Source organism: Membranihabitans marinus (assembly GCF_019802045.1).
GTDB lineage: Bacteria > Bacteroidota > Bacteroidia > Chitinophagales > Saprospiraceae > Membranihabitans > Membranihabitans marinus_A.
In genome coordinates, this window is the sequence record NZ_JAHVHU010000002.1 from 549,347 (window position 1) to 572,719 (window position 23,373).

General features: G+C 43.9%; 15 protein-coding genes. 11 read left to right on the forward strand and 4 right to left on the reverse strand.

Annotated features, from left to right (window positions below; genetic code table 11):
• Positions 1-88 precede the first annotated feature (88 nt).
• Both sprA and ruvA read right to left on the reverse strand, forming a co-directional pair.
• Positions 89-7,327 (reverse strand): cell surface protein SprA, encoded by a 7,239-nt coding sequence (gene sprA / locus KUV50_RS02415; protein WP_222578485.1) that lies wholly within the window; start codon positions 7,325-7,327, stop codon positions 89-91.
• A 59-nt stretch (positions 7,328-7,386) separates the two neighbouring features.
• Positions 7,387-7,989 (reverse strand): Holliday junction branch migration protein RuvA, encoded by a 603-nt coding sequence (gene ruvA, locus KUV50_RS02420; RefSeq protein WP_222578486.1) that lies wholly within the window; start codon positions 7,987-7,989, stop codon positions 7,387-7,389.
• 126 nt (positions 7,990-8,115) lie between these two features.
• Here ruvA and purD point away from each other — a divergent pair, with 126 nt between their 5' ends.
• The 7 genes from purD to KUV50_RS02455 all read left to right on the forward strand — a co-directional run bounded on the left by purD (position 8,116) and on the right by KUV50_RS02455 (position 17,466).
• Positions 8,116-9,399: a phosphoribosylamine--glycine ligase gene (purD, locus tag KUV50_RS02425; protein WP_222578487.1), complete on the forward strand. Its 1,284-nt coding sequence runs from the start codon at positions 8,116-8,118 to the stop codon at positions 9,397-9,399.
• A gap of 107 nt (positions 9,400-9,506) precedes the next feature.
• Positions 9,507-10,631 (forward strand): alanine racemase, encoded by a 1,125-nt coding sequence (gene alr / locus KUV50_RS02430; RefSeq protein WP_222578488.1) that lies wholly within the window; start codon positions 9,507-9,509, stop codon positions 10,629-10,631.
• A gap of 71 nt (positions 10,632-10,702) precedes the next feature.
• On the forward strand, positions 10,703-12,691 hold the full coding sequence (locus KUV50_RS02435; RefSeq protein WP_222578489.1) for a peptidylprolyl isomerase: 1,989 nt from the start codon (positions 10,703-10,705) through the stop codon (positions 12,689-12,691).
• The gene (locus tag KUV50_RS02440; RefSeq protein ID WP_222578490.1) at positions 12,657-13,547 is read left to right on the forward strand and encodes a hypothetical protein; all 891 of its coding nucleotides are present in this window, start codon (positions 12,657-12,659) and stop codon (positions 13,545-13,547) included. Before KUV50_RS02435 ends, KUV50_RS02440 begins: the two co-directional genes overlap by 35 nt.
• Positions 13,537-14,916, forward strand: coding sequence for a peptidylprolyl isomerase (locus KUV50_RS02445; protein ID WP_222578491.1), 1,380 nt, complete (start codon positions 13,537-13,539; stop codon positions 14,914-14,916). Before KUV50_RS02440 ends, KUV50_RS02445 begins: the two co-directional genes overlap by 11 nt.
• A gap of 90 nt (positions 14,917-15,006) precedes the next feature.
• Positions 15,007-15,777 (forward strand): LytR/AlgR family response regulator transcription factor, encoded by a 771-nt coding sequence (locus KUV50_RS02450; protein ID WP_222578492.1) that lies wholly within the window; start codon positions 15,007-15,009, stop codon positions 15,775-15,777.
• A 27-nt stretch (positions 15,778-15,804) separates the two neighbouring features.
• Positions 15,805-17,466, forward strand: coding sequence for a M1 family metallopeptidase (locus KUV50_RS02455; protein ID WP_222578493.1), 1,662 nt, complete (start codon positions 15,805-15,807; stop codon positions 17,464-17,466).
• Between the two features lie 564 nt (positions 17,467-18,030).
• On the opposite strand, the gene KUV50_RS02460 is transcribed toward KUV50_RS02455, so the two are convergent.
• Positions 18,031-18,429 (reverse strand): hypothetical protein, encoded by a 399-nt coding sequence (locus KUV50_RS02460; RefSeq protein WP_222578494.1) that lies wholly within the window; start codon positions 18,427-18,429, stop codon positions 18,031-18,033.
• Between the two features lie 135 nt (positions 18,430-18,564).
• Here KUV50_RS02460 and KUV50_RS02465 point away from each other — a divergent pair, with 135 nt between their 5' ends.
• Positions 18,565-18,921: an AAA family ATPase gene (locus KUV50_RS02465; RefSeq protein WP_222578495.1), complete on the forward strand. Its 357-nt coding sequence runs from the start codon at positions 18,565-18,567 to the stop codon at positions 18,919-18,921.
• 637 nt (positions 18,922-19,558) lie between these two features.
• Entirely contained in the window at positions 19,559-20,029 is a 471-nt protein-coding gene (locus KUV50_RS02470) for a hypothetical protein (RefSeq protein ID WP_222578496.1), read from the forward strand.
• 15 nt (positions 20,030-20,044) lie between these two features.
• On the opposite strand, the gene KUV50_RS02475 is transcribed toward KUV50_RS02470, so the two are convergent.
• Positions 20,045-20,533, reverse strand: coding sequence for a TlpA family protein disulfide reductase (locus tag KUV50_RS02475; RefSeq protein WP_222578497.1), 489 nt, complete (start codon positions 20,531-20,533; stop codon positions 20,045-20,047).
• 70 nt (positions 20,534-20,603) lie between these two features.
• Between KUV50_RS02475 and KUV50_RS02480 the strand changes: the two genes are divergently transcribed.
• The gene (locus KUV50_RS02480; protein ID WP_222578498.1) at positions 20,604-22,205 is read left to right on the forward strand and encodes a DUF6029 family protein; all 1,602 of its coding nucleotides are present in this window, start codon (positions 20,604-20,606) and stop codon (positions 22,203-22,205) included.
• Positions 22,202-23,008: an Omp28-related outer membrane protein gene (locus tag KUV50_RS02485; protein WP_222578499.1), complete on the forward strand. Its 807-nt coding sequence runs from the start codon at positions 22,202-22,204 to the stop codon at positions 23,006-23,008. The genes KUV50_RS02480 and KUV50_RS02485 overlap by 4 nt, the downstream gene beginning before the upstream one ends.
• The last annotated feature ends 365 nt before the right edge of the window (positions 23,009-23,373 follow it).

Here is a 23,373-nt window from a genome sequence, read left to right on the forward strand (position 1 = left end):
GAAGTCGTTTGATAAAAGTGATAATAATTTCCGTTCCCACCATATTAACAATTTCTGTCCATATGGTTGCATCGGGCAGCATTTTTTTCTAATCCAGCTTGTACCGAATCGTTGTACCGGTTTTGAAACGCGTAATCGGGTAGGAGTTAGAAGTCCAGGGAACTGTCCGATTGTATTCTCCATACAGCCGAATGGTCATTTTGTCATTGAGCTCATAGTCCACGGTGGGTCTCATGCTGATGTTTCGGGCGCCAGACGATACCTGTGGTTGAATTTCTGAGTCAAACAAATGGATCACAGATATATTGTTCCCATAGCTAAAGTCTACCTGAACGATGATGTCATTGCCGGCCTCTGCATCCCGACTACTCCGGTTTTGGCCGGGTTGTTGAACCGATCCAGGCTGCGGGCGGCTGGGTCTTCTTTTTTCACCACCTGATCCAAAAGGAAGGTTGACATTTTTTAGGGTAGCACCAAACCCGATGCGTATCTCCGAGGAATTGTTTTCATTGAGTTGGTAATTGGTTAGACTAAGCGCCAGATTCCTGCTCTTTACATAATCTACGGAGAAGTTGAAGTCATTTTTAGTTCGGACCTCTATGCCCAAAAGTGGATTAAATTGTTCTGATATGACCACATCAGGTATTTCGTATTCACTGTAATAATTGCCAGTCAACTCATTGATGTTGTCCATGGGACTTTCCGGTTCGTAATCCCGGTCCGTTCGGAACGAATTTATATTTAAATTCGACTGGTATCCGTGGCGCAATGCGAAGTTGGAGAATAATTCATTAAAGAACGGGATCTTGCTCAGCCCATTGTAGTTGAGCTGCCAGTTCAGTTTAGGTGATACATCCAAAAACTTGAGCGTTGACTTGGTCGGGTCTTTGTCTGTATAAGCAGCCAGGAAGGCCGGCACCAAAACTTCCTGTTGATATCTGCCATGGCCTTCGGTATATTCAGGACCATCTAATGCATGTTCGCCATCCCCCAATCGTTGAGATATAGCCTCCCGGTTGTCTTCGAATGTCGAAAATAAGTTCTGGACGTAGGCAGTGTCGTTTTTCATAAATGTGTTCAGTGAAAAGAATGAGACAGAATAACTTCCGACATCTCGGGGAGCGAGATGTTTGAAATCGCCTCCTGCTTCCTGAACCTTGAAGAATTCGAAATTGTTTTCCACGAAGTTCTTATTGGCCGTCACGGTAATTTTGAAGTCCCGGAATGGTTCCACATCCATGCTGGCATCAATGCGCTGAGTACGGTTTCGCACAACCTCCTGGTTGAGCAGAATCGTATTCGTGATGTACTGCTCTGAGCCGGACACAAGACTGTTTAACCATTGATCTGTCGGCTGAACCCCCAAGATATAACCGATTCCTGGCGCGGACCATGCTTCATTCATGCCAAGAAACTTTGGTTCTGGGGTAAATCCTGGAACCACACTGCTGAAGTTTTCTGTATAGTTGAATTTTATCGTACGCAATGACATCAAAGGTCGAAGGAGGGCAGTCTCGGCAATTCCCGGACCACTTGATCCACTGCTGCGACTATCTTGATCAGCGTCCTGGGAACTGGTTCCCGGCCGTTGACGACTCCGGGCGTTGCCATTGGTTGCAGGTTGACCCAATTGAAAATCATTGACTGCTTTAAGATATCCCACTTTATTATACAACTGCAAGAAGTTTACATTGGCATTGACAGATCTGGATTGGGAGTTTTGAATGATATTCCCAAATTCCTGGGCATTGAGGGCTGCAGCACTCCAGGTGTAAGTTGTCGATAATTGTGTGCCGACGTCTATAAAGTCAAGGAAAGGTAAGTACTTAAAGGGGAGGGCGTAAGTCAGATTTACCTTGTGCTGATAATTTTTTGGACGTCCCAGGTTCGTTAGGTTATTCCACAAGGTATCCCTGATTTCAGAAGGATCATATGGATTTCTATTTTCATCCAGCACGGGCAATTCATCGATGATGGAATTGCTGATGGCATCAAAATTTAGTCTTAGAGACCGGGTCAGATTCCAGGCCAGATTGTAGTTTCGATCCCAGGTGAATCGTTTGGTATACCAGTCACTGAATTCCGGTTCCATAAACCGGTATTCGGTGGTGCTCTGAAATCGATTCAGCTCATTTCGGAACGCCAGATTCGAAGGAATTGGATTAAAGTTGAATTCTGACAAAAATTTCAGAAATTTATCATTGGCGATTGCATTTTTCAATGGGGTGATGTAGAGCGGTTGTGCTGAATAATTATAATCCAGAGCACCACGCTGCTGTTCTATTTTGTCTTCTTCTATGATCGGATCAGACTGAATACTCGTTGTTTTGGAATACGACACACTAAAGTTCTGCACATCCCACGGTTTGGGCTTCTGGTCAGCCTGGTTGCCTCGCATTACCCGCACATTATCCAATGAAATTGTTTTTCGAACCTCTCGGATAATTGCCTGGTCACGGACGGAGTCTCGTTCTGCCGGAGCAACGGTTTCCAGTTTCTGATCCAGGGTTAAGTCATTGTCATACGGATCATACTTGGGTGTTGCTGTAGCGTTGGAGTATTGCGCGAAAAAAGGAATACTAAGATTCCATTGGTCCGGCAGTAGTTTATTCAATTGCAAATTGGTCGATACATTGTAATCAAACATACGTTCTTTCTGTCTTTGGATGAGTTTCTGATCCAGCGTTCCCCATCCCACCGTACTGAAATTGGACGCAAAGTTTACGCGGCCAAGATCTGCTAACTGGACATCGAGCCGAGCCAATGCAGCCATCCCTCCTTCTTCATTAAGACCCTGCATTCTAAGTTCATTCACCCATATTTCACCACATTTATTCAGGTGATCCTCTGCCGTGTTTCGGACACCGATCATGACTGCTTTCGGATCCCCCAGCGTAGGATTTCCCACTACCCGGACTTTGTTGGATGGCTTGTCCGGATCAGAGACCACATAAGGGATGGTCTCGGGTGCTCCTTCCGCGTTTCGTTCTATTTTGGTGTTGACAAACAGATCCAGCGGGAAGTCAAAACTGTTTTCTCTCTTCCATACTTCATTCACGTATTCCAGGCTGCCAGTAGAAACCGAACCTACATTTTCCAACCTTGAGATAACCAACGGGATTTCATATTCATAGTAGTTGTTCGAAAAGTCTGACCCCAGGCGCAGAAAAACAGACAAATCCCCATCGTTTAGCTTTTCCTTTTTTTCTTCGGCGTGAACAAACATTTTTAATCGCTCGAAATCTCGGAAATCAAATCGACCGATAATTTTGTAAATGGCTGCCGCCTCCCCATGTGGCAGGTTGCAGATGTCCATGGCAATGGATTGTTCGTTTTGAGCAATATTATTCACCGTGGCATAACTGACTTCTCGTTTAATCCCCGGAGGTACTTTGTACTGGAAGGGGAATTTTCCGCTATTTTCTTCAATATTGACCACATTTACATCAAAATCAATATCATCCGATATGGGATTCGGTTCACCGATTCCGGGCTGACTGAGGCTCTTGGTATACCGTCTCCAGGTATTGTTGACCAATTCCAGTTTTGCAAAACGGAAAATGGCTCGTGACTTGAAGCCACTCATATACATTCGCATAAACCGGATCGATCGAAAATCTTTGATACTTCCTACTTTTCGGTCAAAATCCTGAATTGGAATTTTAAGACGGTACCACACTGCTCCGGATGAAGACTTGATGGTATCTGTGATAAAATCCATTTGTTGGATCCCGCCTGTGTTGGGATCGTATTCAATGGGAATTTCATACTCAAAATAGGCTTCGGATTCATTGAGGGTGTTATCGTTGTTCAAGTCCTCATTATCGGGCATATTGGTATTGGATTCCAGAGTACGACCTTCTGAGGCTTTGGAGTTTCCTTCGTAATTGTTGGACTTCGCATACCGCTCCAGTACATCGGTGTAGTTTTCAGGAAAAGACCGGAATGAAACATAATTATCATTCGATGGATCATTTTCTATTTCTTCGCGGGCATTGGCATTTAGTGATTGGATGGCCTGAAGGTATTCAGCGAAGAAAGAACGTTCTTCATCGTCTGACAGTCCGTCATACCCGACATCTTGTTTGGCCCGGTTCTCCGGGTTGGGGTCGAAGGAACGGGTAATGTTTCTGATTCGTGGTACAACGCCAAGGTTGGTAGTGTCCAGTGGCGCATTGGATCCTGGAACAGGCAGTCCGTTTTCGAAAAACATGCGTCCATCCTTGACGATATCTTCTGATACATTGCCCAGATTGATATACATCTTACCACCACTTTCAAGTTGCGTCCCATCTGGTTGTTCCATAAATGGATTCATCACCCACATCTCAATGTACTCGACATTGGCTGCTTCAAAATCATTTCTTTGCAGTGAACGCATTATACCGCCCCATCTTGATTCTGGCCGTCTGAGGTTTCCATCCGGATCAAGTCCTGCACTGAATTCAGTCCCGTCCGGTACGTCGTAATTATAAGGTCCTCGTTTGGTCGGATCGTAGGTCACATCGAAAGTGAGGAAAGTGGATGCAAACTGAAGATCAATTTCCCGATTGGGAAAGATTTCACGTATAGGAATGGCACGGGTGTAGGGATTGCTGTTGTCTGCATAGATGGACTCCAACCGATACCAGGACATGTTGGCCCGGTTCACGCCAGTCAACATCGAATTGGTCAGCGTGGATTCAGGGAATTTAGGGTTATTATTGTTCAGATCATTTTGAGGGATTGAAGAGATAACCCAGTCTGTAGTGGGGAGTCGCAGATCAATCCCTGTCGAACTTCCTTCGAAATCATCAAGATAGGCTGTACCACCGGTCGAATCCACATCGATTGCCTTGGAGTGTCCAGGTTTTAACCAAGCTCCCTCCACTGCAAGATCCACACTACTTTCTGAGGTGGTGTTAATCAAGGGCAGGTTGTTGAGAAACCGCGTGATCCAAGGTGCCGGCTTACTCATGTTCATATCGAGTCCGACGATCCTGTTGTTGATGGGATCTTCACCGTAGTTCACCTTTTGGGTGAATGGCCGTTCCCAAAGGTGCATATAGGTCGCTCCCACATTGAGCTCGTCACTAAAGGCATAATCTGCACGTAATCCGACCATGTTCTTTCGATTGAGGTTGAACAAACCCTGATCCTCATAGGAAACCCGAATATTGACCCCCGGTCCGGTATACGCACTGTTCGTGATGCGGACTTTACCCAACCCATAATTCACTTCATAATCTACGCCTTCGATCAATTCCTGGCTTCCGGCATAGACTTTTACAGAGCCCCGGGGTACATTGAATGCCCGGAGATCATACTCGTCAGAAGCGCTGGCTTTGTAGCGTCCTTTAATCAGAAATCGGTTTTTCTCTGTAAACTCCCGCGCGACAACAATGGTACTGTCGTATAACTCTTGGTACACGAATTTTTCGATCAGTTCAGGATCGTCCAACCGTTCTGCCAGGTTGGAGCCAAATGGCTCCAAAGTGGGGAACATCATCCGGCCCGTGTTCAGATTGAAAGTAACCCCGTTCACAAAGTCGAACTGACCATCTCCACCGGGTTGCGGATCTCCGGTGGTGGTTAACTGATCGAGTCCAAACAAATTGAGCAGGGGCAGATTTTCATATTTTTCTGTCGGCAAATACCTTTTTAATGATTTCCCGGGATCTTCATAGAAGATGTCCAGACGGAAATCCTCCTGACTTACCTGATAAGCACCGATGGAGTAAAAGTTCTTCATCATCAGATCCCAAAGCGGCAAATCCACATTCTGGGTGGTTGCTTTCAGAAGTTTGGTGAATAGTACCGTAGTGGTATCTGGATTGAGTGGTAAATCGGTTGAGAATTCTCCGACTTGATATTTTTCACCATTGTACTCATATTCATATGAAACTGCCAGTACCTGATCGGGGCGCAATGCGGTGGTTAATGAAATATAGCCCAGATCCGGATCGAGGCGATATTCTGATGGTCGCAGCAAACGGGCTCCTACTTTTTCAAAATCTCTGGATTGTTCCAGGCGAAACTGCGAGGTCAAAGTAGCTACAGCCATGTCAAGGTTGCGAATCGAACCAGATGAAGTGATGGCATCATAAATTGAATTCGATGAATTGTCCGGCAATCCATCTCCGGTAATGTCCGGATTGACCACCACTGGTGGGTTTTGAAAATTGGGGTTTTGGTTAAATATTTTATCCGTTTCACCCAGATCAGCAATCGCCAGAATGTCCCGGGAGTCTTCCACCTGGTTTCGATCGTTGGTGACCCATACCTCCGTCCGCGTAATCTTATACAATGAACGTACCTGCGGGAGTATGGACAACGCTTCTTCGAAATTCTCCCGAAAGTAGTGAGCCAAAAAGAAGTGTCGGTTTTCATCATAATTATCCGCATCCACTTCAAACTCCTGTACTTCTCCGCCACCCTCAATGTTCAGGTCTTTTTGTTCGCTGTTCTGTTGGGACAGGATGGTTGTCAACCGAAGTCTTCCAAACTGGGTGCCCAATTTTACACCAAAAAGATTTTCTGAACCATGGATCAATTGACTGTTCAGCGGGAGACTTACATACCCTGCATCGATCGTTTTGATGATTTCATCTTCGGAAAAATTGTCGGTATCATAATTGATTTTAAGATTTTGATCAAAATTAAACGTAGACTTGTTGTCCCAGTTAAATTTCAGATTGAGCTTATTCCCAATGCTTCCTTCGACATCGAGCCGGATCGGCATATCAAAATCAAGTCCGCCGTAACGCTGTTGCCGTTCCAACAGGATGGGGTTTTCAACGTTTTGGTATTCATACCCCAGGGTAATATCGACACTACCACGTGGTCGTATATCGATTTCTGAACCTCCGAACAATCGATCAGCGAGATTTTTGGACACATCGATTTTCTCCATGGGATCCAGATCCAGGCCACCGCCTGGGGTGACACCTGAAATCCGGTTCAGATATTCTTGTTCTTGTTGTTCCTTTCGATATTGGAGATATTCACTAAATGTCATGGTCGGTGAATAGGGCCGGTATTCATCACCGAGTTGGTTGATGAAGTTATAGGTATTCGACTCGGGGTCGTATTGGACCTTGTCCTCCAGCAACGGAGGATCTTTCAGATCAAAAGGGTTTTCTTGGTTGGGTTGGGTCAAATATTTTCCGATGTTTCCTATGCCTGGTACAGTATCTCGTACCTTACTTTGGTTTTTAGACCAGTGGGTTGATAGGGGCAGATCATGGGGTCCATTTGCCTCAATCGTCCAGGAACAGAGCAATAAGATATTGACACTGAGCGCGATGACTGCAATATCCCGGAACTTTAAGTCAAAGTCAAAATTCATAAATCTTCACAAAAGTTATGGTAATTCAAATTCTAAACGACAAGAATAGGAAATCATTATCATGACATTAATTTTAATGCCTGTTTTATCATTATTTCTACAGTATCATCGGATTGCTCTTCCTTGATTTTCATCAACGCATGCTGGATCTTTGCTGGTGGAAAACCCAATGTAAGCAGTGCCTGGCGAACTTCGTTGATGTTGTTTTGCTCAGCGGTTGTTGCTGGTGAAACCGTAGATGGATTGGCTAGCTTTGTATGGATTCTTGAGATTTTATCCCGAAGATCGATTAATACCCGTTCTGCGGTCTTGGTGCCAATGCCTTTGACACTTTTAAAAGCATGAACATCTTCAGATTCTACAGCCTGAACCACCTGACCCGGAGTCATTGATGAAAGAATCAATCGAGCCGTATTTGGCCCGATGCCACTGATGTTAATAAATAATTCAAACGTTGTGCGTTCTTCCTCCGTGATAAATCCATACATCGCCCGGGTATCTTCTCTGATGTAATAGTGCGTGTACAGTTTGATGTCCTCCTTGTTCTGGAGAGCAGAATAGGTGTGAACGGAAATATGTATTATATATCCGATGCCATTATTCTCCAAAATAACATGCGTTGGATCTTTTTCGATGATTCTACCAGTAATGTATTCGTACATAGCTTTTATTTTTTGTCAAAGGCAAAGATATCCTTATATTAGTTAATGTCGTAATATGTAATCAAATTCTGTACCGTTTTTTAAAAAGACCCTATCTTTAGCCTTTTTAGAACGTAAAAAAGAACCATGAACATATTATTATTAGGAAGCGGAGGACGAGAACATACCCTGGCCTGGAAAATAACTCAGAGCCCGCGCTGTGATCAGCTTTATGTAGCTCCAGGCAATGCCGGGACGGGATCGATTGCTGAAAACATCGCTGTGGATATAATGGATTTCGAAGCTCTAAAAGAATCTGTAAAAACATATAATATAGATTTTGTAATCGTGGGTCCGGAAGCCCCTCTGGTGGAAGGAATAGTTGATTATTTTCAAAATGATCCGGAACTTCGGACTATTCCAGTTCTTGGACCGGACAGGATGGCGTCGCAACTCGAAGGCAGTAAATCCTATGCCAAGTCTTTTATGAAGCGGCATAATATTCCTACAGCCGGATATATCGAGGTGACCGCCGAAAACCTGGACCAGGGAGTACGGTTTATGGCTGGTTTGCAGCCCCCGTATGTCTTGAAAGCAGATGGGCTGGCCGCCGGAAAGGGTGTTTTAATCATCGAGGATCTGGATGAAGCAGTCCGGGAACTAAAGTTGATGGTAGACGGAAAATTCGGATCAGCCAGCCAGAAGGTGGTTATTGAAGAATTTTTGGATGGAATCGAATTTTCCGTGTTTGCTCTGACCGACGGAAAAAACTATATTCTGCTGCCGGAAGCCAAAGATTACAAACGGATAGGAGAAGGCGATACCGGACTCAATACCGGCGGTATGGGAAGCGTGTCTCCGGTGTCATTTTTTCAAGGAGATTTTAAGAAAAAGGTTATTCAGAAAATTGTCGCTCCCACCATTGAAGGCATACACCAGGACAGCCTGCATTACACCGGATTTGTCTTTTTTGGATTAATAAAAGTTCAAGGGGAGCCCCACGTTATTGAATATAATTGTCGGATGGGCGATCCGGAAACTCAGTCTGTCTTGTGCCGTATTGAGGATGATCTGGTGGATGTTTTTTATCAGGCGGCTTGTCAGAGTCTGGAGGCGCAGAGTTTGTCTTTCAATCCTGAAACCGCGTGTACAGTGGTGACAGTTTCCGACGGATATCCGGGCGCTTATCAAAAAGGGAAGGTGATTGAAGGGCTGGAGGATGTTGCCGATCACGTATTCCATGCGGGAACACGCCACAGTGAAGGCGGTGTGTTAACCAATGGTGGTCGGGTTCTCGCTGTAACTGCCATGGATGAGATTCCAGCACGCGCTATGGAGAAAGCCCGGGAAGCAGCTGGGAAAATACAGTACGAGGGGGTTTATTTTAGGAATGATATTGGCCAGGATTTACTGGAACTATCCGAAGAATGAATATCATCTTCGTGTCTGACATTGAACAGCAGTGAAACTATGGATCACTGAAGAATCGACAAACACTATTTACACTATAAAACGTACACCAAAATATGGGAGTCAATATGGATGTTTATATGTCTGATTTTGCTCCGGCTACAGCGATCACTCACCTGGACAACCTCAGACACAATCTGAGTTATTTTAGAAGTTTGCTATCGGAGAACACCCGTGTCATGGCCATGGTGAAAAGCAATGCGTATGGATCCAGTGCAGTCGAAGTGGGGCGTGAATTGAATCGCCTGGGTGTCAGAGATCTGGGCGTCGCCTATACGTATGAGGGAAAGGAGTTAAGAACGCATGGAGTATCAGGTTCCATTATGGTAATGAATCCCGTCCCCGGAGATTTTCCTGATCTGATCAACCACCAGCTGGAGCCTGAACTATCCAATATGGAAATACTGACCAAGTGGGTGAATTTCATTAGCAGAGAAAAGATTGCGAACTATCCGGTGCATTTGGAGCTGGATACAGGAATGCGCCGACTTGGATTTGACAACAACGATCTCGGATCATTAGTTGAGGTGCTGTGTGCTACGCCGTCTATGCAGGTGAAATCTGTTTTTTCCCACTTATCTTCCAGTCCCACATCAGAGAAGGATGCATTTACGAAATCACAGTTTAATCTGTTTGAAGAGTGGACAGCGTTGATCAACAGAAATCTGCCTAAACCCGTCACTCGACATATCCTAAACTCAGCCGGAATTGTCCGCTTTCCGGAATACCAATACGATATGGTTCGTCTGGGGATTGGACTGTATGGCGTGGGTCTGGAATCGCTTTCGGTTCATGAAGATCTCCGGCCGGTTCAATCGCTGTATGCTTCCATTTCCCAGATCAAAAAGGTCAGTGCTGGGGAGTCCATCGGCTATGAGCAAAATGGGCAGCTTCAATCGGACGGTAAAATTGCTGTTTTGAATATCGGCTATGCAGATGGAGTCCCTCGACTGGCTGGGAATGGTCGGTTTTCGGTGCGCATTGGAAAAGTTTTGTGTCCGGTGGTGGGGAACGTATGCATGGATATGATTATGGTCGACATCAGTAATTGTCCGGATGTTACTGCTGGGACTCCGGTAGAAATTTACGGGCAAAATAATCCGGTTCACCATCTGGCAAATGCTGGAAACACTATTCCATATGAGATTTTGACCGGGAACCGAAAACGAGTTCACAGATTAATTGCAGAATGAATGAGTTTATGATATACCAACTGCAGTTGTATTTTCGTTCCTTATTTTTTTATCTATAAATGTTAAAATCCATGAACTTTAGGTTGATCCCCATATCAGTTTGTCTATTAATTCTTTTCGGGTTTACAGCGCCATTGCATGCACAGAAAGCCATGGAAGATCCAGTGCTGTTCTCTATAGGAAAAGATAATGTCCGTGTGTCTGAGTTTGAATATGTTTATGAAAAGAGCAACGGAGCTGATGCGGACTACAGTGCGGAGTCGATAAATGAATTTTTGGAATTGTATAAAAAGTTCAAATTAAAAGTGGCGGATGCCCGGTCCCGAGGCATGGAGAACAATGAACAGTTGGAGGCGGAACTTGCTCAGTACCGCAACCAATTGGCGGATAAGTATTTGTCGGATGATGCGATGCTGGACCGACTGACCAAAGAGCTTTACAACCGGATGAAATGGGATATTGATGTCAGCCATATTCTTCGGATGTTACCCCCCGGAACCCCGAAAGAAGTAAAAGAAGCTGCGCTTGAAAAACTAAAGGAGGCTGCAGATGCGCTGGCTTCCGGAGTCGATTTTTCTGCCGTCGCTAAAAAATACTCGCAGGATCGTTCGGTATCCTCCAATGGTGGTCATTTGGGGTATCGGCGTGCCAAATTGCCCGATGGGTTTTATGAACTGGAAACAGCCATTTACAATACGGCAGCGGGTGAAATGACCTACCCTGTTTATTCCACATTAGGTGTTCATCTTATAAAAGTGCATGGTCGAAGGCCTGATCCCGGAACCATCGAAGTGGCGCATATACTTATCAGGCATCCAAACCCCGGGGAAAAAGATACATCCAGACAGGCGATTGAACGAATTTATGAAATGTTACAAGCCGGGGGCGACTTTAATAAGATAGCTCAACAATACAGTGAAGATAAGAACAATCGTCGTCAGAACGGATACCTAGGAAAGTTTAAAACGGGTACATATGCGCCAGCTTTTGAAGATGCGGCTTTTTCAATCCCTGAAGACGGCGCTGTTTCTCCCCCTGTAGAGACCGAATTCGGATGGCATATTATAAAACGTATTTCCTTGGATACCCTGAAAGATTATGAGGACGAAAAGCGGTTTTTGGAAGAAAAGATACGCAGTGATGACCGATATCAACTGGCGCAACAAGCCTTTCTAAATCGCATTAAGAAAGAGGAAAATTTTCGTAAAATGGACGTGTCCAACGAGGAACTTCTGGATGTGCTGACGAAGAAGGTATTTGTGATGAATTGGGAGGTTCCTCAGGAATATGAGAACAGACCCTTGTTCCAAATCCGGGATTCGATCTATGATCTTGAAAATTTTATAAACTACCTGGCTGCAAATCTTGATGCCCGGTATCAACGGAGTGTCGTTCGGGACCCTGCTTCAGAAGTGGGGCACATTCTTGATCAATACATCGATCATGAGATGATGGTTTTTGAAAAAGCGCATCTGGAGGAAAAGTATCCGGAATTCCGGGAAATTATGCGAGAATACCGGGAAGGGATCATGTTATTTGAGATCTCAAAGGAAAAGATATGGGATCGCGCCGGTCAGGATACCTCCGGATTACGCTCTTATTTTGACAAAAACAGATCAGATTTCCATACCGCGCAAAATATTTATTATAATGAGTTTATTGTGAACACCACGAACAGTCGGGTGTTGGATAAAGTGGAGAAACTTATTCGGAAAAAAACACCAGAAAAGGTTTTGAAAAAACTGAACAAAGCGGCAGAGGTCGTTACTTATCAAAGCAAAAAAGTGTCTGAAGGGGAGTTTCAGGATCATTTTGGTACAGGCCAAATCAAACTTGCTGATCATGAAATTTATAAGAAAGCAAACAGTGCCGCCGGAATTACGATATTTGGACAGGTGCAGCGCATTGAGCCGGGCGAACCCCTGGAGTTTGAAGATGCCCGAGGAGCGGTGATGTCAGATTATCAAAAGTACCTGGAAGATCAGTGGATAAGTGAATTGCAAAAAAAATATGATATCAAATTAAATGAGTCGGTGCTTCGGTCTATTATTAAATCCTAATTTCAGCCTGATTTGGCTACTTTCATTGTTATGGATTGCTGTAGGTTGTCAGAAAACAGCAAAGCAGGATGAATCCAATGAGCTTCTTGTCGCTGAAGTGGGGGAAAATGCCCTTAGTCTTCGTGAACTAAAGAACATGTATCCGGATAAGCTCAACAGTTCAGACAGTGTTCTTATATCCAATGCCCTCACTGATCGCTGGATAAAAAAAGAAGTATTTTTGGCTGAAGCAGAACGATCGATGGGTGATATTAATCAACTCAATGAACTGGTTAACGATTATCGTGAATCATTGATTCTTCATAAATATGAAGAGCAACTTTTAACGAATTTTTCGGATACCGTGGTCACAAATGAGGACATTGAAACGTTTTTCAATCAAAACCCGGATCAATTTAAGTTGAAAAAAACCATAGTGAAGTTTAATCTGGCTGTTTTTCCGAGAGAATCTCTGGAAGGTGAGTATGATAAAGTGAAAAAACTGTGGGATGAGATGAATGATCAAGAGAGTCTGAAGATAGAGTTAGTTAGATATTTGGACTTGTTTGCTGAAGCTTTCGTACTGGATACGGTGTGGCATGAACTGGATGAATTGCAATCCCTGTTACCAGAAGTACTTCCCAAAAATATTCTCAATAAGAGTCATCGGCTGGAGTTAGAAGATGCGGAACATTTTTATTTTCTGCGGATTATTGATATTGCAGAGGAGACAGATGATGCGCCTTTCACTTATATTCGTAATTTTGCACAGAAAGCTATTTTACAGAAACGCAGGATGCGGTGGCTCGAAAGGGTGAAAACCGACCTATATCAGGAAGCTCTGCGTGACAACAAGATTAAGAAATATGAGAATTAAGTTTATTATTGTCCTGTGCCTTTTCGTTAACCTTATAAGTGCCCAGGAAGAAGGTATTGTACTGGAACAACTGGCTGCAAAACTGGGTGGAGAGATTCTTTTGTCTTCTGAAATACTGAGCAATTTGGATTACCAGACCGCTGTTAGCGGCGGTCTGACCAAAGAAGATTCATGCAGTGTAATCCAAAGCATGTTTTTGAATAAGTTACTCGTGGATCAGGCCAAACTGGATAGTATTGTCGTTCCCGATGCCCAGGTAGAACAAGAACTCGATCGTAAAATACAATACATCATTCAGACCATGAATGGCGATATTGAACGATTTGAAAACTATTATGGTAAGAATGTTTCCCAAGTCAAAAAAATGATGCGGAAAGATATGAAAGCCCAGGCGATGGCCCGACAGATGCAATCGCAGATTTTATCGAAAGTTAAGATAACGCCGAAAGAGGTGATTGATTATTATGAATCACTACCTGTAGACTCCCTTCCTTATTTTAATTCTGAAGTCGAGATCGGGGAGTTGGTGATGTTTCCCGAAGTGAGTCAAGAGGAACGAGAAAAAGCTATTGCTCTGGCAGTACAGATCCAAAATAAGATAGAAGAAGGTGAAAACTTCAATACCTTGGCGAGAAAGCATTCCGATGATCCGGGCTCGGCACGCATCGGTGGCGATCTGGGGTGGCAAATGCGTGGAACCTTTGTTCCCGAGTTTGAAGCAGCTGCCTTTAATCTCGATGATGGAGAAATTTCTGACATTGTGGAGACCGATTTTGGATTTCACATCATCAAGATGATTGGGCGTCGGGGGAACCGAATTCATGTGGAGCACATACTTATCAAACCCGAAATCAAAGAAGAAGATGTGGAACGAGCAAAAGAAAAACTGGATTCCATCCGGACTATGATTATACGAGACTCTATCCCATGGGAAATAGCGGTTCGTCGGTATGGCTCGGAAGAAGTGCAGTCTTTTCACAATGGAGGACGGGTAACCAACCCCCAGTCCGGCAACACCTTTTTTCAAACCCCGGAACTGGAAACTGATGTGTATTTTGCGATTGATACCATAGAAGTCGGTGATATTACTGCACCGGTGGAGATGACCGATCCCAATAACCAGAAAGGGAGTAGCTTTTTGAAATTGATTAAACTTTTTTCCCGAAGTAAACCACACACTGCTAATCTGGGCGAAGATTACGATAAAATCAAACGGGCTGCCATCCAGCAGAGGCAAGAACAGTATTTGATGAACTGGCTGCGCGATAAAATTCGCTCGACATATATTCAGATCAACCCTGAATTTTTGCCGGATTGTCCGACCATGGACCCATGGCGAGCGGTTAATGTTGCTACAGCAACTCCATAGCAGTTTACAAGACGGACAAAATTTTTGATTTTTATCTGTTATTCAATTAAAATGATTATCTTCTCATTTTGAGGGAGTTCTAGTTAAATTATGGAAAAAATCAATAGTCTGATCGTCGAAGACAATCGGAAAGCTTCGGAACTTTTGAAGAATAAGCTCCAAAAGTACTGCCCGTCTCTGGATACCATTGATCAGGCTATGCAGCTTGATGAAGCCAAATCCCTTGTGGTTGAAAATAAGTATGATCTGATATTCCTGGATATCGGGATGCCAACAGGCAGCGGATTTGACCTCATTCATTTTTTAGAAAATCGGGAATCGGATCCCATGCCTGCCATCATTTTTACTACCGGACAAAATCAAAAAGAGTATTTACTGAAAGCGATCCGAGTGTCAGCCATCGACTATTTGTACAAGCCCATAAGTAACGAAGAATTAATTCAGGCTGTTCATAAAGCAACGACGCGTATTCGCCAGGATATTGACCATAGTTCGTATTCCGAGAACTATGCTACCACTCCCAAGACCGTGATGCTCGAACAACTTTCAGTGTTGATGGTCAGAGGGGTGATCGAATGCGTCGATACGATGGAGATCAAGTATCTGGAAGCCGATGGCACGATGACCATCATTCATCGCACCGAAGGGAAAAGTCTTCATTCTGTCAGACACTTAGGGTATTATAAAGACCAATTGCTCAAACATCCCTTCTTTTTTCAGATCAGTGCCGCAGTGGTCGTCAACCTTTCTATGATCGGCAGATATGAGCACAGTAGACTGTTATTAACGTTTCGGGATGGGGAAACTATCCATGCTTCCAAGCGGGGAGGGAAGGATCTCAAAGACTTTTTGCGGAATTAACCAGTTCGTGGAGCATAATTGAATCGAATGAAGTACATCTTGATTTTACTTTTCTTATTGCCAATCTCCATGATCAATGGGCAGATCCGGCAATTCACAGATGCAGATTCCTTGCGTGGAGGTAATAATTCGGAAAGAAGTTGGTGGGATCTGACCTATTATGACTTATATGTAGAGGTATATCCGGAAAAAAAGTGGATCGAAGGCCGGAATGTTGTTCGATATCAAGTGAAAAGACCCCATGCGGTTCTGCAACTTGATTTACAGGATCCATTGAAAATTGTAAACATTACCCAGGATGGTCAGCTTTTGAAATTTACAAAGAAATATTCCAGCTACCTCATAGAATTGCAGAAAGATCAGAAAAGAGGGGAAATAGAAGAAATTATCGTGACTTATGAAGGACATCCGACCGAAAGCATTCGACCTCCCTGGAGCGGGGGGATCACCTGGGACAAAGACAAAAACGGAAATTGGTTTATAGCCAATAGCAATCAAACAGCTGGTGCCAGTATCTGGTGGCCCTGCAAAGACCATCCTGCTGATGAAGTCGATAGTATGCAGATCTCAGTGAATGTGCCTCGGGGTTTGCAAGATGTGTCCAATGGTCGGTTGCGTAGCATCACCGAAGAACCTGACGGGCGACGCACTTTCCATTGGTTCGTGTCCAATCCCATCAATAGTTATGGGGTGAATATTAATATTGCGGATTATGTCCATTTTTCAGAGGTATATCAAGGTAAAAAGGGACCCCTCACCTGCGATTATTATGTGCTTCCATATAATCTGGAAAAAGCTCAAAAACAATTCAAGCAAGCTACTAAGATGCTTGAAGCATTTGAATATTGGTTGGGTCCCTACCCCTTTTACGAAGATGGATATAAGTTAGTAGAAGCGCCTTATCTGGGCATGGAACATCAAAGCAGTGTGACCTATGGAAATCAATTCGAGAATGGTTATCTCGGGCGTGACCTTAGTCATACGGGGTGGGGGATGAAGTTTGATTTTATCATCATTCACGAATCGGCCCATGAATGGTTCGCCAATAACATTACTTATGCTGATCTGGCGGACATGTGGATTCACGAGAGCTTGACCAATTACAGTGAAAGCCTCTATGTGGAGTATTACCATGGCAAAGAGGCAGGTGCTGAATACGTCCGAGGTATGCGTGCCAATACACAAAACAATTGCCCCTTGCAGGGCGCCTATGGAGTCCACGACCAAGGGTGCGGGGGCGCAGACATGTACTACAAGGGGTCCAATATGTGGCATACCCTGCGTCAAATCGTCAATAATGACGAGCAGTGGCGCAGTATATTGCGCGGACTCAATGAAACCTTTTATCATCAAACGGTTCTTGCTGCAGACGTTGAAGGGTTTGTGGACGCCCATACTGATGTGGAATTAAAGCCCTTTTTTGATCAATATGTCCGCGATGCTCGGATTCCGGTTTTTAGTTACTGGGTAGACCATGGGGTTTTGCGATACCGGTATGACAATACCATAGAAGATTTTGCGATGCCCATTCAGGTGTGGATTCAGGACCGACCTGTATGGTTATATGATGCTTCAAACGAATGGCAAAGCACCGAACTTCCCGAAGGAATTACGTCAACGAATATCAGGGTGGATCCTGATTTTTATGTGGCTTCGTTTGATTTGGGGGTAGAGCAGGAGAGGGATTAGGAGATAGGATGTTAGGTACTTTACCAATGAATTTCTGCCAAATTTTGTTTTGAATATGGAAGTTCATAGGTGTTGATAGTAAGTTTTTTCCAAGTGTATGTTCCCTCTCAAATGAAAGAAAAATATGTAAAATTAACTATACTCTAAAAATCTTTGGTTTTTAACTGCCGAAAGACGGCGAATGAATTCGCCGATACGAGGGCTTCCTCTTTACGTCAATTTCAGTGGATTTATTTAGACATTTTGGTTCTGGCTCGTCGAGGTTAGGTATTAGGTGATCCGGTGGTGATGGTTGGTTATTGGATATGGTCCCTGTAAACATAGCTTTTCTCATAACTATCGCAAATTCAAGCAGTATTTCATAGTTCTTTTTGAGCATCAGTGCTTTCAGTAAATCAGTTTGTTCTTGAGCTCCTTGATGTCTCGATACAAAATCCCGGAGATTTATTTGATTCTGGTCATTCAAGGTGTTTATCTGCGAAAGAAATTCCATCGGTGAATATTCAGTGGAACTGTAGATCAAATTTCTGCCCGGGTTGAAGGTTCCTTCCCTGAAAAATTCATTCAGAACACGGTTGCTGTTTCCGGAGCTGCCACTAAAAGTTGTATTTTTGGTACGTTCCAGATCGATGGTGATCTGTAAGGAATTGCCGGGATGGGTGTAAATCTGGGTTTGAGGAAAAGGGGAGAGAATATACTTTTCCTTGTCAAATTGTGTGAATCGAATCTCAAACGTGCCATCGGGTTGTATTTTAGCTTCCCGGTCCGGATCAACCCGGCTCCCCAGTGATTCTTTGAGCTGTACATTTTGGTTTTGGAGTATTTCTCGTAATTTTTGATGACGCCCTGTATCACGGTCGGTGATACCTTCTGAGGCGGCATTGGAAGTGTAGGACTCGCGTAGGATGCTGTCAGGTAAAACAGGAAAATGGAAAATCCGGGCAGGAGACTTTTGAAAAGCATGAGGTTGGGTTTTTATTTGAAAGACATAGTGATCTGGCTGGTGGTTTTGATCATAAGATGCTGATATTGTGGTTTTTGGTGTGGTGATATTTACTTTAAGAATCTAATAGTTTATGTATTTTGAATTTATGTTCTATGTATTTTGAAGATTACACCTACGTTTCTCTTGAAGATCCTGATTTGCGTGACTTTGCCCAAAATGATCCGAGAGGATTTCTGGAAATGTATCCGGAGAAAGCGATCTTTGATGAGATGCAGCGGGTGCCATCGTTGTTCTCATATCTCCAGGGGGTAGTTGATGATTCAGGAATGGTGGGGCAGTTTATATTATCCGGTTCTCAAAACTTCCACTTGATACAAAATATAACCCAAAGTCTGGCAGGCCGGGTGGCATTATTCCATTTGATGCCGTTGGATCTATCTGAAATGAAATCTGAGGAATTATTAGATGATTCTTACACGGATGTTATATTCAAAGGGTCTTCGAGGTGAAATCGACGAAAACGATCCCAAACGCTCTGGTTGACGGATTGAGGTTCTTTGAAAAAGCAGCAGGAACAGACCGTATAGCGGGCAAAAATCTGATTTACGGGGGACTTGAACGACAAAGATGAAGCGAGTTTCAAGTTTATAGTTGGCGGGATTTGCATTGAGAATCAACCTTTGTTGTACTGCGATGGGCGTCTGAAAATGAGATTTGCTTTGCTATTTAACCAGTTTTATGTCAATGATCCGTGATTGAACGAATTTATTGTTATCTTAACTCTTGATTATTTACTTCGCTTTCAGCGAGTACTTGTTTAGTGTGTATTAAAAATACCCCATAGGGATAAAAGCCCCGATAGCTATCGGGGAGCCAGGGCTGTCAGGCCCTGTAACAGGTTATTCGGGTTATGAGTCCCCAAAAGGGGACTAAATCGTAGTTCCATTTAAAAACCTGGGGTTCACACCCCAGGCTATGATCTGCAGTCCCTATGGGACTATTTCTGGCACAAAATCGTAATAATAGATTTAATGTCAAGACTGTATGTGGATTTAGGTGCCGTATGATCGGCGCTAAACAGGTACTTCAGCGAATTATATAACTTCCGTGATTTATTTTTCACAACCTCAATCAAAATGGAAAGCCATGGAATACTATGACGATGAAAATTTAGAACAAAATGACCACCTACTGATCGATGATGAGATGAAGTCATACCTTGACGACTATGGCCGATGGGGAAAGATTCTGGCCATCATTTCCTTTGTGGGTATAGGCTTGGCAGCGCTCATGGTTCTTGGTGGTGTCGGTTTTCTAATCATGAATCAGGGCGACCTCGGCTATTCTCGATTTCGGATTTCTGAGGGCTCGATCCTGCTTTTTTATTTCTCATTTCTCCTGTTGTACTTTCTGCCTGCACTTTATTTGTACAGATCTTCCACTTCGGTCCAAGAGGCCGTGAGACTGAATGATGATTATGCTCTGGTCAATTCGTTCAGAAACCTCAAGAACCTGTTCAAATTTATGACCATACTTGTGATAGTCGGTATTGGCTTTTATGGTCTGATGATTGCCGGAGCATTGATCTTCGGTGTCTATTCATTTCTTGGGTTTTAATCAATCGACGTTTGACTATGGCAGTTTGGCCAGTGCTTTTTCAAGGAGTTTTTCATCTCCATTGGAATATCCGATGTGGGTGTATACCAGATTTCCCTGGGCATCCAAAACTGCTGTAAACGGGATCGACTCATAGTTGAAAATTTGCTTGGATTGATCTTCCATGTCCTGGTAGACAGCATATGGCCACTTGTATTGTTTAACCATTGCTTTGACCCGTCCGGCTGTCCGTGCGTTATCTGTGCTTATGGCGATTAACTCCACATTGTATTTGTTTTGCCACGCCTCGTATTTTTCCTGTATTGCATCAAGCTCTTTTTTGCATGGACCACACCAGGTCGCCCAAAAACTCAGAATAACATTTTTGCCTTCAGGGAGGATTTTATCCATCGTAGTTCTTTCTCCTTTCATTCCTTTCAGATCAATCTGGTGAAGAGGAAGTGACTGGCCATACGACCATCCGATCATGAAGACCGTTAAAATGCATCCGAGTAATAACTTCATACTTAATTTTGGCTTTATTTTCGCAATCAATGTATCTATCAAACGTTCTGTTGAAATAAAAAAAGACTTATTGAATAAAATTATACAATTTTTAATCATTCTGGTAATCACCCTTCCGGTGGCAGCACAAGACACAAAATCCTCCTGGAATATCGATGGATTGTGGACGGGCCAGGTCAATGGCGCGGTGAAAGATACTAAAATCGGAGCTGCTAACACACCTTTTTATGAAGATCATAAATGGGGGGCAGAATCTTGGTTGACCTTGCAGGCTTACAATCAGAATTGGCGCATCGAAACCCGTCTGGACGGATATCAGAACAGTATACTTCGAAACCCGGAGGATGCCTATACGGCATATGGAGTGGGATATTTTAATATCAAATATGCAACGTCTAAATTTTCTATTGAAGGCGGACATTTTTATGAGCAGATCGGCCAAGGATTGATCATGCGCTCTTACCGGGACCTGAGTTTGTTGATCGACAATTCTATATTTGGACTCAAAGCAAAATGGTACATGGCCGGCGACCAATCGATTATGCTTTATGCCGGACGACCAAAGTCCGATTTTTCACTCCAGAATCTTTTCAATGGCGGTGGTGAATACCGTAAAAATTGGACCTTGAAAAATGTGTATTTAAGTTCTGGTGTGGGGGTCAGCTGGAAGCGATACAGTAATTCATTCACGGATGACCTGATTGACGAACTCCGGTTTTATCACCCTTCGGATAAGGTGGCTTTGTATCGAAATGGTTTACTCGGCACCGTTTTCCATGAAATGAATGCCGGGCCGTTCACCTGGAATGTGGAGGTGGCTGTCAAATACCATGACCCGTATTACAATGCAGAGGAATCGCGCCAGCTTATTACCGGAGAAAACATCCTCGGACGCTTCGAAACGAAGCCCGGGCAAGCGCTTTACACCCAGCTGGCTCTTGATCTTGCAAAAGTATCATTGAGTCTGGAAGGGAAATATATTCGTCGTTTTATCAATAAATCGGATCCATTTAGTTTTGACTACCGGAACGATCTCAATTTTATTCCACCGGCTACGGATATTCGCACCTACCGGTTGAAATCCCGGTATATTCCAGCCACGCAGTTTCTCGGAGAACAATCTTTGAATCTGACGGTATTTTTGCCACTGGAAGATCACTTATTGGAGTGGCGCAACAGTCTTATCCTGCAGCTCGATGGGGCCAGACTATACGATGATTATGATCTGAAATGGACCTGGAACGGAGATCGTGACCGGTGGGTAGGTGGCATGATGTACCAGATTTACAATCAGTCTGTGTACGAGGGGAAAGGAGGACATAAGGTGATTCATTCTGTGATACCCTACGTGGAATATTACACGACCTGGGGTAAAAACAAAAGCCTAAAGACCGAATCACAGGCGTTGTTAACCCGCCAGGATAAAGGATCACTTTATTTTTTGGGAATGGAATATGCCTGGAATACGCATTGGACCCTCAGTGGGTCCGGAATGCTTGAGTCTAAAGCTTCTATTGTATATCCTACTATGGGATTGTTTTACCGGAAAGGCAGTGGCCGATACGGACTGAGCTTTGTCAAGCAGCTGGAAGGATATGTTTGTTCCGGCGGGATCTGCCGGTACGAGCCCGCTTTTAGCGGTTTTCAATTTGAATTTCAACAACGATTATGAGAAATGTAGGGTACCTGTTGTTTTTACTTTTCATTCTGTCAGCTTGTACTGATGAAATCCCTTATGATCTGGCAGAACCCATGGCTGGAAAACAAAAAGTGCTTATCGAAGAGATCAGTGGGGTGCGGTGTCCCAATTGTCCCGATGGAAGTCGTTTGCTCGAAGCACTCAATGCAGATTTTGACAGTAGTCTGATCGTGGTAACTTATCACGCCGGTAGCTTTTCTCGGCCCTATGCGGAGAGTAAGTACGATTTTAAGACATCACAGACGGTCAGCTTGATGGAGCTATTGGGACGGCCCGAAGGCTATCCGTCAGCAGCTATCCAACGCATCCCGGTGCCTGGTCAGCAAACGTATCAACGACTTCCCAATACCTGGACGACGACTATATCGGATGCCGTAAATGCAGAGCCAAAAGTAGATCTGAACTTATCCGTAAATACTTTGAACACCAGTACCACCCTTCGCGTTTCCGCCTTGTTTCTGGAGGATATTAATGCGCCGGTTTTTCTGACCGTCTATTTGACAGAAGATGGGTTGGTCGATCCTCAGGCAGACACGAAGACCAGTGAAGAATATATAGCCGATTTTCAGCACGACCATGTATTGCGTGAGGTGTTGACCCCGGTAGAAGGGACCAGATGGTCTGATGGTTATCAGAAATTGGATTTTAAGGAGGATAATTTTAATGTAGATGTGCACGCACTTTCGAACGTCGTAGATTCGGGAAACACGGCTTTTGTCGTCTTCCTGCATACCAGTGAGGGGGTGTTGCAGGTGGAGAAGATTGATGTTCATTAAGGTGTGGTATGTTGATAGGTTTGTTGTTTGAGGGGCTGGTGGAAGGCATTTGCAGCGGATGGATAAGGGGAATGTTCCCTATGGATCCCTTACACACATAACCACAGAAAGCCTGTTATGCCCCACCATAATCATGCAATTTGGATTTGAACTTAATAACAAACGCCCACCATAATTTATGTCCCATGGGAATTACAGACCATAGCCTCGCCAAAAAAAAGGGGCTGAGCTTGTGCGGCCTACAGCGGGCTTGTTTAAAATTTTGTGTATTCGCTCAAAATTGATTCTGATTTCATGAGTAAAGTTAAATAATCATTTTATGACTTTCACCCGATCCGGGAATAAGATAGTCAGTTGGTTAAAAA